At 60.9% G+C, this 14143-nt stretch carries 10 protein-coding genes; 2 read left to right on the top strand and 8 right to left on the bottom strand.

All coding sequences use genetic code 11. The features are described 5' to 3' along the window. Window positions 1-194: 194 nt before the first annotated feature. Window positions 195-1937, top strand: a complete 1743-nt coding sequence (locus ABIB36_RS06890) for an alpha/beta hydrolase (protein WP_179142188.1) — start codon at window positions 195-197, stop codon at window positions 1935-1937. 67 nt (window positions 1938-2004) lie between these two features. Here the strand turns inward: ABIB36_RS06890 and ABIB36_RS06885 are convergent, their stop codons facing one another. After that, window positions 2005-3900, bottom strand: coding sequence for an alkyl/aryl-sulfatase (locus ABIB36_RS06885; protein WP_354560058.1), 1896 nt, complete (start codon window positions 3898-3900; stop codon window positions 2005-2007). A gap of 319 nt (window positions 3901-4219) precedes the next feature. Between ABIB36_RS06885 and ABIB36_RS06880 the strand changes: the two genes are divergently transcribed. Then, window positions 4220-4885 (top strand): pyridoxamine 5'-phosphate oxidase family protein, encoded by a 666-nt coding sequence (locus ABIB36_RS06880; protein WP_084345711.1) that lies wholly within the window; start codon window positions 4220-4222, stop codon window positions 4883-4885. Here ABIB36_RS06880 and tgt read toward each other — a convergent pair. The 7 genes from tgt to ABIB36_RS06845 all read right to left on the bottom strand — a co-directional run bounded on the left by tgt (window position 4875) and on the right by ABIB36_RS06845 (window position 14103). Beyond that, window positions 4875-6146 (bottom strand): tRNA guanosine(34) transglycosylase Tgt, encoded by a 1272-nt coding sequence (gene tgt / locus ABIB36_RS06875; protein ID WP_084345712.1) that lies wholly within the window; start codon window positions 6144-6146, stop codon window positions 4875-4877. The two genes, ABIB36_RS06880 and tgt, sit on opposite strands and share 11 nt — an antisense overlap. Then, complete coding sequence (locus ABIB36_RS06870; RefSeq protein ID WP_354560229.1) at window positions 6127-8049, bottom strand: ABC transporter ATP-binding protein; 1923 nt, start codon at window positions 8047-8049, stop codon at window positions 6127-6129. The genes tgt and ABIB36_RS06870 overlap by 20 nt, the downstream gene beginning before the upstream one ends. Before the next feature lie 23 nt (window positions 8050-8072). Further along, window positions 8073-9803 carry an ABC transporter ATP-binding protein gene (locus tag ABIB36_RS06865; RefSeq protein WP_354560060.1) on the bottom strand — a complete coding sequence of 577 codons (1731 nt, stop codon included), beginning with the start codon at window positions 9801-9803 and terminating at the stop codon, window positions 8073-8075. A gap of 83 nt (window positions 9804-9886) precedes the next feature. After that, window positions 9887-12205 (bottom strand): MMPL family transporter, encoded by a 2319-nt coding sequence (locus tag ABIB36_RS06860; protein ID WP_354560062.1) that lies wholly within the window; start codon window positions 12203-12205, stop codon window positions 9887-9889. 11 nt (window positions 12206-12216) lie between these two features. Further along, window positions 12217-12849 (bottom strand): TetR/AcrR family transcriptional regulator, encoded by a 633-nt coding sequence (locus tag ABIB36_RS06855; protein ID WP_354560064.1) that lies wholly within the window; start codon window positions 12847-12849, stop codon window positions 12217-12219. A 106-nt stretch (window positions 12850-12955) separates the two neighbouring features. Then, complete coding sequence (locus ABIB36_RS06850) at window positions 12956-13411, bottom strand: RrF2 family transcriptional regulator (RefSeq protein WP_186627276.1); 456 nt, start codon at window positions 13409-13411, stop codon at window positions 12956-12958. Window positions 13412-13596: 185 nt separating this feature from the next. After that, window positions 13597-14103 carry an alpha/beta fold hydrolase gene (locus ABIB36_RS06845; protein ID WP_354560067.1) on the bottom strand — a complete coding sequence of 169 codons (507 nt, stop codon included), beginning with the start codon at window positions 14101-14103 and terminating at the stop codon, window positions 13597-13599. Window positions 14104-14143: the final 40 nt, after the last annotated feature.

Genomic DNA, 14143 nt, shown 5'->3' with positions numbered 1-14143 from the left:
GCTCAGTAGAGGGAAAGTCTGTGTAATCGGATAAATGCGTTCAACCAAATTTTTCGCTTTCCCCTGAGATAGCCGAAACACCAGCTGAAATCGGGGGGTAAAGTCCGGCCGACGACGTTCTTTCTCATTCTCGTGATGGCGTCACTTCGGAACCAGCACGATGTCCTACGCGAGAACGATCAGGGAGCCACATGATGCCCGCCTCCACAGAAGAAGCTCCGAACCTCGAGCACTCGCCCCTCGATGAAAGCAACCCACCACCGAACAAGGTCCGCTTCGGACGAGTTCGACACTGGCTGGCCAGGTTCAATCCGATAGGTCTGATATTCGCCCTAGCGTTCTACTGCTGGTCCATGTCCCCGTCACTGCTACCGCGCCCCTGGCATCTCCAGGCTGTGGCCAGCGGCGTGAGTGCGGCGATCGGCTACGGAGTAGGAGCCCTGGTTCTTTGGCTCCTCCACAAATGTGGGCTGACCCGACAGTGGTCACCGCGATGGCAGCGGGCCGGTTGGATCACGATCGGAATCGTGGCTCTGGTCGTGATCCCCACCTTCCTCGTACTCGGATCGTGGTGGCAGGACATCTCCCGAGAACTTGTTGGTGTCGAGCCCGGCAGCAACTGGGACTACCTTGGAGTATTTGCCGTCGGCGCCGTGGTCTTCCTGCTCTGCTTACTCATCGGACGCGGCCTTCGGCTGCTCGTGCACCTACTCGACCGATTCGTCGATCGATTCCTACCCGCACCCATTGCGCTGGGCGTCAGTGCGCTCGTCGTAACTGTGATCGTGGTGCTCATGATCGAAGGCATTCTCTCGACGGGAATCACGCGTATCGCCAATGGTTCTGCCGCCGTAGCAGACAAGGGCACAGCCGACGGAGTGGTTCAGCCTACTTCGCCAGAACGCTCAGGGTCTCCGGAGTCGCTCGAAAGCTGGGATTCGCTCGGGCGTGAAGGCCGGACATTCGTGGCAGGCGGACCGGATGCCGCACAGATCACCGAGATGACGGGAGCACCTGCGCAGGAACCGATCCGGGTATATTCGGGTCGAATTTCAGTAGATGCAGACGGTTTCGAGGACGGCGAAAACGTCGTCGACGCGCTTGCGGACAATGTTGTCGCCGAGCTCGATCGGACCCGCGCGTTCGATCGCGAGTACATTGCCGTGGCCACCACCACCGGGCGTGGTTGGGTGAATCAGGATGTGGCCGCCTCGCTCGAATACCTGTCCGGCGGCAATTCTGCGATTGCGTCGATGCAGTATTCCTTCCTGCCGAGCCCCTTGGCATTTCTTGCCGACCGCAAGACGCCCAAGCTTGCCGGACGCGCGTTGTTCGAGGCGGTGTACGCCCGGTGGAGTGAGCAACCTCCCGAGCAGCGACCCAAACTATTGGTCTTCGGAGAGTCCCTGGGTTCGTATGGCGCGCAAGACGCATTCTCCGGCGCTCAGGACATCATCGCCCGAACTGACGGTGCTCTGTTCGTGGGCACCCCGAACTTCACCGAGCAGTGGCGGCGGATCACCGATTCCCGAGATCCCGGCAGTCGTGAAATCCTGCCCATTATCTACGGTGGCGAAAATGTGCGTTTCGCCTCGACTCCGGCCGACCTCGACGCACCTGGCCTCGGCGAGTGGGATTCGCCGCGCATCGTGTATTGGCAGCATGCAAGCGATCCCATCGTGTGGTGGTCACCGAGTCTGCTCCTCAACAAACCCGACTGGCTCGACGAGCCACGCGGCGAAGACATCGACAAGGGGATGAACTGGGTCCCGTTTGTGTCTTTCTGGCAGGTCACCCTGGACATGGTGTTCGCTGCCGAGGTTCCTTACGGCCACGGCCACGCCTACGGCCCGGAAGCGGTCTACTTCTGGAACCAGATCCTCGGCGTCGACGATCAGGCGCTGTCGGACCGTATTTTTGCGAAGCTCGACGGCTGAGCAGTGAAAATTCTTTCTGCTACCTTCGGTCTCGCATAACTTCCCGATAGCGGCGACGAAGTGCCCATCACGGGGTCACTATCGCAAAGTCCGGATCGGGCGCGTCGAGGTAACTTGCCAATTCCGCCAGCCGGCTCGGATCGCCGTCGACGCGTACCTTTCCGTCCGAGATCAATGCACCGAGATCCATCCCGCCGAGCAATATACCGATCAGGTCAGGCCGGGTCAGGTGGAAAACGGTGTCTCCGCGAGTTGCATCGTGATCAAGGTCGAAGTGAACCAAAAGGCCGTTACGCAGCGCCGTTCGGTGCACCAACTCTTCGTCCGTGATGTCCCAGTCCAGCACGATGTCGGCCGACCACGCCCGTGGCCCGTCGACACGCAGCGCGATGGCGTCGAAAATCTGCCCGACCGTGAGCGCGCCGAGGATGTCGGGAGCAGCAGCGACGATCGGTGTGCCGACGTTGCCGAGCCTCAATTCGTATGCGCCCATCAGGTAGAAATTACGCCAAGTGCCGTTCTCACAGCCGAATCCGAGCTGTTCGAAGGTATCGGCCTGAAGAGTACGGGCTTCGGAATTGTCCGGCTCCGCGAAAAGCACATAGTTGAGAACTTGTGCGGCCCAGCGAAAGTCGCCTCGATCGAACGTCTCTCGCGCCTTCCGGAGTACTTCCGCGGAACCACCCATGAAGTCGACGTGTCTTTTCGCGGAATCCACCGGTGTGTGCGGCCACAGCAGGGCTGGATTGCCCTCGAACCATCCCATGTACCGCTGGTAGATGGCTTTGACATTGTGGCTGACCGATCCGTAGTAACCCTTGGTGTGCCACGCATTGTCTATGGCCGGAGGCAATGCGATTTCCTCGGCGATCTCGGTACCGGTCAAACCCTGATTTATCCGCCGCACCGTCTGGTCGTGAAGATATCCGTACAGATCGCGTTGGAGTGCCAGAAATTCGGTCAGCCGCTCGGTCCCCCAGGTGGGCCAATGGTGCGAAGCGAACAGCACATCGGACTTGGATGCATACCGGTTGATCGACTCGGTGAGATATACGGACCACACATGCGGATCGCGTACGAGCGCGCCACGCAGGGTCAATAGGTTGTGCAGGGTATGGGTTGCATTCTCGGCCATGCACAAGGCGCGCAGGTCCGGGAAGTAGAAATTCATCTCCGCCGGAGCCTCGGTTCCCGGCGTGAGCTGGAATTCGATCCGCACACCGTCGACTGTCTCCATATGGCCTGACCGGTCGATGGAGACTGTCGGCGAAATCAGCGTCGGCGTACCTGTCGACGTGGTCAAACCAAGACCTGCCCCCACCGCCCCCAGAGGATTACGCGGTAGCGCAGCTCCATACATATAGGCGGCACGGCGAGCCATTGCTGTTCCCGCATAGACGTTTTCCTCCACAGCGTGCTCGACGAATCCGGCAGGCGCCAATACCGGGCACCGGCCGGCCTCGACGTCCTCCACGGTGGTGACACCCTTGATACCGCCGAAATGGTCGATGTGGCTGTGACTGATGATGACACCGGTGACAGGTCGTTCGCCGCGATGGGCCCGGTAGAGAGCGAGTCCTGCCGCTGCTGTCTCCGCCGAGATCAGCGGATCGATGACGATGACCCCGCGATCACCCTCGATCAACGTCAGATTCGAAACATCGAGGCCACGGATTTGGTACACCCGATCGCACACTTCGAACAAACCCTGTTTGGCGCACAGCTGCGATTGACGCCACAAGCTGGGATGCACTGTCGGTGGACACGAGTCCTTCAGGAACGCGAAAGAATCGCAGTCCCAGACAACAGACCCGGCAGCATCGGTGATGGCGCCGGGCTGTAGCGCAGCGACAAACCCCCGATCTGCATCCGCGAAGTCCTGCTCGTCGGAGAAGGGCAGGGTGCGCAATGCGTCTTCGTGCACGGCTCGCACCGTCGGTGTAGCGCCGGTATCAGTGGACATGGCTTCCTTTCGGTCCGACCGTCTCCTGCTTCCGTAGGACCTCGACCGTGGTGATGGCATACCTGTGCGGTCGGGACCGAAGAGTGAAACAGGACCTCGTTCGACAGTACGAATTGCGATGGATGTCCACCTCACACCATCCGGGTGATGTGAGGTCAGTACCACCGTCGACTACTCATCACAGGCATCGATCTCCGCAGAAATCAGCCGCGCTACGGTGTACGAAGCAGTCGGGTAGGCGAAAGGATCTTCGGTGGAGTATCGGATCGACGAACTTGCGCAAGCTATGGAACCACAAGCTGAGGACCAGGCCTGAGCCATGCCCAACAATCACTATCACCATCTGATGTTCGGGCCCTCCGCAATCGAGCGGCAGAAAGCGACGGGGAGCTACACCGCGTACGGGTCACAGACCGAACGCCCCGACGACGGCCCCATGCCGCTGGATACCCGAGAGAAACTCATCATCCGCGAGGCCGATCAGTTTCACATCGCCTCCGTCGCCGAATCCGGCTGGCCCTACATTCAGTATCGCAGTGGCCCAAAGGGTTTCCTTCAGGTACTCGACGATTCGACGCTAGGTTTCGCTGACTTCGCCGGCAACAACCAATATGTGACCGCGTCGAATATCGATCACGACGGCCGCGTTGCACTATTTTTGGTGAATTATCCACTGCGCCAGCGCCTCAAGCTCTACGGCAGAGCACGCGTGATCGAAGCGGACGCCGACCCCGAACTGCAGGCAAGGCTCGAGGATCTGGGAACTCGAACAGTTGCCGCGAAGTCCGCGCGCAGCATCGTCATCGACGTCGAGGCGTTCGACTGGAACTGCTCGCGTAGCATCATTCCGCGATACGACCAGGCGTACCTCACCGAGTTGTCCAAGGTGTACCAACGCAAGGCGGCCGAACGTGAAGCAGAGCTGCTCCACCGGATCGAAGATCTGGAAGAGCAACTCGCCCACCAGAAACGGACTACCGGTTAGCACTTCCGTAGAAACGACCGAGATATTCGGTCTTGAACTCCTCGAACCGTCCCTCGTTTATCGACGCTCGGATATCGTCGACCAACTTCACGGTGAATCGCTCGTTGTGGATGGTGCACAGCGTCGAGGCCAACATTTCCTTCGCCTTGAACAGGTGGTGGATGTAGGCCCGCGTGTAGTGAGCACATGTGTAGCAGTCGCAGTGTTCGTCGATCGGTGTGAAATCACGACGATTCTTTGCCGTATTTATGTTGAAACGTCCTGTTGGGACATAGATTGCTGCGTTACGTGCGACACGAGAAGGGTTGACGCAGTCGAAGGTATCGGCGCCGTTCTCGATGGCGGTGAAGAAGTCGTCGGGCTCACTGATACCAAGCATGTGGCGCGGCTTGTGTTCGGGCAGTTCCTCGTTCACCCACCGCACGATCGTCCCGAGATTCTGCTTCTCGAGAGCGCCGCCGATGCCGTAGCCGTCGAAACCTCGCCCGGTCTCACCGGTGATCGTCTCCAGATCGTGTGCGGCCTTGCGTCGTAGATCTTCGTATTGCGCGCCCTGCACCACACCGAACAACGCCTGATACGGCTTCCCGACGCGTTCTGCGGTCAGTCTTTCGTGTTCCTCGACGCAGCGGACGGCCCATGCCTGGGTTCGGTCGACCGATAGTTCCTGGTAGCCACGGGTGTTCATCAGGGTGGTGAGCTCGTCGAAGGCGAACATGATGTCGGCGCCGAGGCGGTGTTGGATTTGCATCGACACCTCGGGCGTGAATCGATGCTTCGAACCGTCGAGATGTGATTTGAAGGTGACGCCGTCGTCGTCGACGTGGGCGAGGCGTTCCTTGCCTTCGGCGATGACGTCGTCGGACTCCACACGGCTCGCGTCCATGGAGATGACCTTCTTGAAACCGACGCCGAGCGACATCACTTGAAAGCCCCCACTGTCGGTGAAGGTCGGCCCGTCCCAGTTCATGAACTTACCGAGGCCACCTGCTTCGTCGATGATGTCCGAGCCCGGCTGCAGGTACAGGTGATATGCGTTGGCGAGTACGGCCTGGGCGCCGAGCTCCTTCATCGCTTCTGGCAGAACCGCTTTGACGGTTGCCTTGGTGCCGACGGCAATGAACGCCGGGGTAGCGATGTCGCCGTGCGGGGTGTGGATGGTACCGGTTCGACCGAGCTGACCGTCGAGGCGGCTGTCGATGTCGAAGAAGGGGTCGTTTGGAGCGCTCACTCGACCAACCTTAGGCGAACTGCGACGCATACAGCCTGTTGTACGCCCCGCCCGACTCGACGAGCGAGTCGTGATTGCCTTGCTCGACGATCCGGCCGTCCTCCATGACGACGATCAGATCGGCGTCGCGGATGGTCGAGAGTCGGTGCGCGATGACGAAGCTGGTGCGGTCGCTACGCAGGGCTGCTGTTGCCTTCTGCACCAGCAACTCGGTGCGCGTGTCGACCGAACTCGTCGCCTCGTCGAGAATCAGGATCAGCGGCTTGGCGAGGAACGCGCGAGCGATGGTGATGAGCTGCTTCTCACCGGCACTGACATTGTTTCCTTCCTCGTCGATGATCGTGTCGTAGCCGTTGGGCAGAGAGTGCACGAACTTGTCGACGTAGCTCACTCGCGCCGCCTCGAGAATCTCTTCCTCCGACGCATTCGGATCTCCGTAGGCGATATTGTCGCGAATCGTTCCGCCGAAGAGCCAGGTGTCCTGCAACACCATTCCGGTCCGTCCACGTAACTCGTCGCGGCTCATCTCGCGGGCGTCGACGCCATCGATGGTGATTCGGCCCGAGTCGAGTTCGTAGAACCGCATGATGAGGTTCACCAATGTCGTCTTGCCGGCTCCCGTGGGGCCGACGATTGCGACGAGATGCCCGGGCTCGGCAACCAGCGAAAGGTCCTCGATCAGTGGCTGACTCTCGTTGTAGCGGAACGAGACGTTCTCGAAGGCGACGCGGCCGAGATTCGACACGGGGACGACAGGTTCGACTGGATCTGCGTCCTCGTCGTCGGCGTCGAGCAGGTCGAAGATCCGCTCGGCCGAAGCGACGCCGGACTGGACTAAGTTCACCATCGATCCGACCTGCGTCAGTGGCTGGGTGAACTGACGCGAATACTGGATGAACGCCTGTACTTCACCGAGGCTCAGCGTGCCCGATGCAACTCGCAGCCCACCCACGACGGCGATGATCACGTAGTTGATGTTTCCGAGAAACATGATGGCGGGCATGATCATTCCGGAGATGAACTGTGCCCGGAAGCTCGACTCGAACAGTTTGTCGTTGCGGTCGCCGAACTCCTGCTCGACCTCCGCCTGCCTGCCGAATGCCTTGACCAGTTCATGACCGGTGTAGGTCTCCTCGATCTGACCGTTGAGCCGCCCCGTGTGCTTCCACTGGGCGACGAAGTGCGGCTGCGATCTCTTGGCGATGACGGCTGTGACCACGAACGACGCAGGAACCGTCAGCACCGCAACGAAGGCGAGCAATGGCGAGATCCAGATCATCATCCCCAAGATGCCCAACACTGTCAGCACCGAGGTGATCAACTGACTCAAGGTCTGCTGCAGGCTGGTGGAGACGTTGTCGATGTCGTTGGTGACGCGACTGAGTAGCTCGCCCCGGGTTCGAGAGTCGAAGTACTTCAAGGGAAGTCGGTGGATTTTGCGCTCCACACTGTCACGCAGATTGCGCACGGTCCGCTGGAGCGCGATGTTGAGGATGTATCCCTGGGCCCAGGCGAGCACCGCCGACGCCAGATACAGCGCGAGTACGAACAGCAGAACATTCCCGACGGCCGAAAAGTCGATCCCGACGCCAGGGGTGACGTCCATTCCGGACACCAGGTCTGCGAAGGTTCCCTGCCCTTGCGCACGAAGTCCGTCGATCGCTTCCTGCTTGGTCTGGCCGGCCGGGAGCTGATTCCCGACCACACCGTTGAAGATCAAGTTGGTGGCATGCCCGAGGATGTTCGGACCAGCAACGGTGAGAACAACGCTGACGACGGCGAACGCCAGCATCAGCGACAGCAACGTCTTCTCCGGCTTCAGAAGTCCGAGTAGTCGTTTGAGTGAGGACTTGAAGTTCAGCGCCTTCGTTCCGGGCGCTACAGGCGCGCCAGGACGTCCTGCTGCCGGCCCCGCCGATGGGGATTTCGTCAGTACAGGCTGTGTAGCAGGCTTCGTCACGATGCTGCCACCGCGTGCTGCGAGTCGACGATCTCGGCGTAGGTGGGGCACGTGATGACCAGGTCTTCGTGCGTACCCAGCCCGACCGGTCTGCCGTCGTCGAGCACAAGGATCTGATCCGCGTCGACGATAGTCGAAACGCGTTGTGCAACAACGATCATGCAGGCATCCTTCATGACGGGTTTCAGCGCGCCTCGGAGGTTGGCATCGGTGGTGAGGTCGAGCGCGGAGAACGAGTCGTCGAACAGGTAGATGCTCGGGCGTCGCACGAGCGCCCGTGCGATCGCGAGCCGCTGACGCTGACCACCGGATACGGTTGTTCCCCCCTGCGCGACGGCGGTCTCGAGGCCGTCGGGCATCTTTCGGACGAAATCCGCACCTTGCGCGATCTCGAGCGCCTCCCACAGTTCCTCTTCGGTGGCGTCGGACTTGCCGTATCGAAGGTTTGTGGCGATTGTTCCGGAGAACAGGTACGGCTTCTGTGGAATGAGGCCGATCTCCGATCTCAGGATGTCGATGTCGAGTTCGCGAATATCGACGCCGCCGACCAGGACCTGCCCGGCCGTGACGTCGATGAGTCTGGGGATCAGGTTGATCAGTGTGGTCTTACCCGATCCGGTACCGCCGATGATGGCGGTGACCTTGCCTGGTTCGGCTACGAGGTCGACACCGCTCAGTACGGGGAATTGCGCTCCAGGAAAGGAGAATTCGGCGTTCCGCAGCTCGACACGGCCGGGCGTCGTCACGAATGCCCGGGGCGCGGCAGGCAGTACGACCGAAGATTCGGTGGCAAGCACCTCGCTGATGCGGTCGGCACAGACCGACGCCCGCGGCACCATCATCGCGATGAACGACGCCATCATGACCGACATCAGGATCAACATGATGTAGCTGAGAAGCGCTGTCAACGAACCGATTTCCATGGTTCCGTCGTTGATGGCATGGCCGCCGAACCAGATCACCGCGACGCTGGTCACGTTGCTGATCAGCATCACTGTCGGAAACATCAAGGCCATCAACCGACCGACACGAAGCGCGGCATCGGTCAAAGAGTCGTTGGCGACGGCGAATCGATCGATCTCGAATCGCTCACGCACGAAAGCCCTGACGACGCGGATACCGGTGATCTGCTCACGGAGTACGCGGTTGACCGCGTCGATACGGATCTGCATGGACCGGAACCCCGGCACCATGCGAACCACGATGAGTCCCATCGAGATTGCCAGTCCGGGGACCGCGATCAGCAGGATCCAGGCCAGACCGATGTCTTCCCGAAGCGCCATAACCACCCCACCGATACACATGATCGGCGCCATCACCACGATGGTGAAGCCCATGACGATCAGTAGCTGGACCTGTTGCACGTCATTGGTGTTGCGGGTGATGAGCGACGGCGCGCCGAACTGCCCGACTTCACGTGCCGAGAACGTCCCGACGCGATGCAGAATGGACTTCCGCAGATCGCGGCCGGCACCCATGGCAGCTTTCGCACCGATGAGCACGGCCGCGACCGAGCAGACGATCTGAACAAGCGAGACACCCAGCATCCACATGCCGGTGGACACGATGTAGTCCGTGTCCCCGCGAGTGACGCCGTTGTCGATGATGTCCGCGTTGAGTCGCGGTAGGTAGAGCGAGGCGGCCGTGGCCACGAACTGCAGCACCACCAGTGCCACAATTGAACGCTTGTACGGGGCCAGATAGGTCTTCAGCAGTGGAATCAGCATGACGGCCGACGGTTACTCGTGCACATATAGAACAGTCTCCACACTTTTCGGGGTGTACGAGGCAACCTTCGGCCGATCTCGACTCAAGCCGTGACTGGTTGCTCCTCCTTGGCCGTCGGCCTGGCTGCGTTCAACTTGGCGCCTTCGATGTCGACGTCGGGAAGAATCTTGTCGAGCCACTTGGGCAACCACCACGCTTTGTCGCCGAGAAGCGCCATCACCGAAGGGATGATGACCATGCGGACGACGAAGGCATCGAAGAAGACTGCGGCAGCCAAGGCAAAGCCGATCGACTTGATGAACGAGTCCGGTTCGGCCATGAACGCCGCGAACACGGAGATCATGATGACGGCAGCGGAGGTGACGACGCGTGCGCCGTACTTGAACCCGTTCACGACGGCGTCCTTCGCAGTTGCGCCGTGCACGTACTCCTCGCGCATTCGAGACACCAGGAACACCTGGTAGTCCATCGCGAGGCCGAACACCACACCGATGAGGAAGATCGGCATGAAGCTCACGATCGGTTGAGGGTTACTGATCAACCCCAGGCCACCTTCTTGGAAGATGAACACCGTGGCGCCGAACGTGGCGAGAACGCTGAGCAAGAAGCCGATCGTGGCCGTCAACGGCACCAGAATGGAGCGGAACACCAGCATCAGCAGCACGAACGCCAGTCCGACCACCACTGCCAGGTACGGCACCAACGCGTCCTGCAAGCGCTCGGAGACGTCGATCTCGAGTGCGGTTTGACCCGTCACGCCGTAGGAGACGCCGGTGCTCTCCTTCACTCCGGATTCCGCAGCCCTCAGGTTCTCGACGAGGTCCTTGGTTTCCTGACTGTTCGGCCCACTGGACGGTGTCACGATGATCTGAGCGGTATCGCCGGCCTCGTTCACCGCGATGACCTGAGCGTTGGACACATCTGATTGTTCGTAGATCGCGTCGACGACCTTCTGGAAAGCCGCGGTGCGATCGGCGTCGGCTACATCGGTGGCGTCGGCGATGGTCAGAAGCGGTCCACTCTTGCCCGGTCCGAATCCTTCACCTTCGAGGTCGTAGGCCTTGCGCACGGATGTCGCCGGGTCGGCCGTGGCGATGCTCGGCAGTGCGAGCGAGAGTCCGGTCGTCGGGCCTGCGATGACGCCGAGGAGCACGATGCCGCCGATGAGACCCAGAGCTGGGCGCTTGACCAGGAAGCGTGCCCAACGAAGGCCGTTGGTGGGCGTCGCGTTCGGATCCTCAGGGTCGGTGGTGTTGACGAACTTGATCTTGCCTGCGAAAGCCTTGCCCTTGTAGAGGCCGAGCATTGCGGGCAGGAAGGTCAGCGCAATCAGCACTGCGGTGAACACGGCGAAGGCCGCGGCAAGACCCATCTGCGAAAGGAACGGAATTCCGACGACGCGTAGCGCGACAAGGGCAATCAATACAGTTGCGCCGGCGAATACGACGGCCGATCCAGCGGTTCCGACGGAGCGTCCGACGGCTTCCTCCCGATCATCGGTGAGCGTCAGCTCATGCCTATATCGAGCGAGAATGAACAGCGAGTAGTCGATGGCGACCGCGAGGCCGATCATCACCGCGAGAATCGGGGTGAACGAGGACAGATCGGCGAAGCCGGACGCGGTGGTGATGGCGAGGCTGCTGATACCGATGCCGACGATGGCAGTGATCAGCGGAAGGCTGGCCGCGGCGGCCGACCCGAACATGATGAGCAGCACGATGGCGGCGACGGCCAGGCCGACAATTTCGGACGTCCCGCCCGGTGGGGACGCATCCTGGGCGACACTGCCACCGAGTTCGACGGTGAGGCCCGCATCGCGTGCCGGCTGAGCAGCATCGTCGAGTGCAGTACGCAGATCGTCGGTGACGTCGGCGAGTTCGGCGGCAATCGGGACATCGAGCGTGCCGATGTTGCCCTCCGGGCTCAACGGCGACAGCGCTGCAGCATTGGCGGCCGCGACATCGGGAGCAGTGCCGTCCTTGGCTGCGAGCTCGTTGTACTGCTCGACGATTGCCTTGTTGGCTGCAACCGGGCCGACCAGCGGCTTCTGCCCGCCTGGCTTGGCCGAGGCCTCGACGTCGTCGATCTTGTCGATCTCGCCGATGGTGGCATCGATCGCTGCGGTGTACGCGGACGTATCGAGGCTTTGACCATCAGGAGCTGCGAAAACGTAGTTCGCCGAGACAGCCGTCAGCGGGTCTTCGGCGTTACCGAATCGCTCGGACTGCAGGTCGAGTGCGGACTGCGCGGGTGTGCCCGGAATATTGAACGAGTTGGCAGTCGGACCCGAGAGGGTCGACGCGCCGATGCCCGCCAGCACCAGAGTCGCGAGCCACAGGGCAATGACTATGCCTTTTCGTCGGTAAGCGAACTTGCCGATTCGGTATAGATAGGTGGCCACTGGTTGGTTCCTCAGTTCGTGTTCGTTGTATTCGGGGCCGGAAGGCCTGCTTGCAGTTGATCGAATGCATCCTCGACGAGCTCTTTGGGTGAGAGGAGCCCCGAGGTGTCGTTGGTCCAGAGGGTCAGCGCTGCAACGACAGCGGCGCCGACGGCCATCTGCAGCAGGTTCGGATAGAGATCGGTCTCGATGTCGGTGCCGGTTCGCTGCGCGATCGCTTCGCCCAGCACGCGGGTGAGCGACTGGTGAACTTCGAGCTTGCGGGCCATCACTGCAGGATTGGACTCGATGAGCTGTGCCGCCGCGAACGTCTCGCCGAGATCACGCTCGGGATCGGTCACGATCGATACCGCGATGTAGCGCAGCGATTCCCAGATCGGTTCCTCCACCGGCCGCGCGCGGAGCATCCCGAACCACTCGAGCGCAGATGTCTCGATGTGATGGAGGACAGCTTCTTCTTTGTTGGCGAAGTAGTTGTGAAATGTCCGTGTGGAGACGCCGGCCTCGGCAGCAATGGCGTCGGCGGTGACCGCGTCCAGTCCCCGAGCCGTGCCGAGACGGACGGCCGCGAGACCGAGAGCATCGCGGGTTGCTGCCTTCTTCAGATCACGAAGGCCGGTGCTGGGAGCTGTCACTTCATCCAAACTACGGACTTTGCAGAGTTCTGCAATGTTGCACTCGACTGCAAATATGTCGAATGCGTCACAACGCTTATTGCTTATGAACTAGGACACATCACTAAGGGCTGCTTCAGCGTCGTGCCCACGCCGCCGGATCGCTGGTCAAGTCGAAGATGAGCGACGGCAGGTCGTCGTCGGCGATCTCCGCCAACGAGACAGCCTCCAGAACAGCGCGCATATTCGATCGCACAGCAAGCCACACCAACCGAAGGGGTTCGGCAGGACCGGGATAGTCGACATCCTCCGGGCGCTGACCCCGCACCGACGCCAACGGACCCTCGACCGCTCGAATGACATCGGCGACGGAAATTTCCGCGGGCGGACGGGCCAACCAGTAACCGCCATCCGGACCACGCCTACTGCGCACCAAATCGGCTCGCCGGAGATCGGCGAGAACGGACTCCAAGAACTTGTGCGGGATGTTCTGCGCCGTCGCCAGCGCCTCCGCCTTCCCCGGAGCTCCGCCGGCCGCCGCGAGCTCGAGTAGCGTCCGCACGGCATAATCCGCCTTGGCGGTAATGTGCACCGTCGGTCCCTTCGTAGGATGTCCCCAATTCCTATCATTGGAATAGGAAATGAGCCAGTTCCTCGTTGGTTGAGCGGACACCCTTTTGGTACGGACACCCTTTTGGAGCGGACACCCTTTTTGGTAAGCCCGCACCTCTTCTCACACGCGAATACGGGGGCTTGCTTGGTAAAAACGGTGCGCGCTTATACCGTCCAGCAGGCTGCGATCGTGTCGAGAACGCCAACGAACTGGTGCCCACCCGATCTGTGCTCGTGCACCGACGCCGAGGGCAGGCGGGCCGCGTGCAACTTCAGGTGGGTAAACGGGACGACGTCGTCGTCGCGGCAATGATGCAAGGCCAGCGCCATCTCGGGTTGAGGTCCGGTGAACGCATAGTCTTCGACGTCCCAGCCTTTCGGAGTCCAGTCCGGCATCGCCAGCAGCACTGCGTTCGACGGAATGGCTCGACGTTTCTCCGCAAGCACACGTATCAGGATCGATGCGCCGAAAGAATGCCCGACGACGATATCCCCGGACTTCATCGCGTCCAGATACGTACGGACAATCGTGGCCCATGCCTCGAACGACATATCTTGGTCCGGGATGTGCGGCATCTCCATGGCACACCCGAGTCTGTGCGCAAGCCCTTCCGCTATCGGGCGATCGTCGACGTATCCGCCGGCACCATGGAAATAGAGCAGTCGACGCATGTGATGCATCCTCCTCGAATCTGGTTGGTCCAGTAAGCAG

The sequence above is a fragment of the Rhodococcus sp. UYP9 genome (assembly GCF_040547235.1).
GTDB lineage: Bacteria > Actinomycetota > Actinomycetes > Mycobacteriales > Mycobacteriaceae > Rhodococcoides.
The sequence above is the reverse complement of the archived record's forward strand: the minus strand, read 5'-3'. Positions and strand labels throughout refer to the sequence as shown.

What these genes read in the sequence shown, in the direction of transcription:
- ABIB36_RS06890 (WP_179142188.1), top strand. Translation starts at nt 195, where the DNA reads ATGCCCGCCTCCACAGAAGAAGCTCCGAACCTCGAGCACTCGCCCCTC.
- ABIB36_RS06885 (WP_354560058.1), bottom strand. Translation starts at nt 3,900, where the DNA reads ATGTCCACTGATACCGGCGCTACACCGACGGTGCGAGCCGTGCACGAA.
- ABIB36_RS06880 (WP_084345711.1), top strand. Translation starts at nt 4,220, where the DNA reads ATGCCCAACAATCACTATCACCATCTGATGTTCGGGCCCTCCGCAATC.
- tgt (WP_084345712.1), bottom strand. Translation starts at nt 6,146, where the DNA reads ATGCGTCGCAGTTCGCCTAAGGTTGGTCGAGTGAGCGCTCCAAACGAC.
- ABIB36_RS06865 (WP_354560060.1), bottom strand. Translation starts at nt 9,803, where the DNA reads ATGCTGATTCCACTGCTGAAGACCTATCTGGCCCCGTACAAGCGTTCA.
- ABIB36_RS06845 (WP_354560067.1), bottom strand. Translation starts at nt 14,103, where the DNA reads ATGCGTCGACTGCTCTATTTCCATGGTGCCGGCGGATACGTCGACGAT.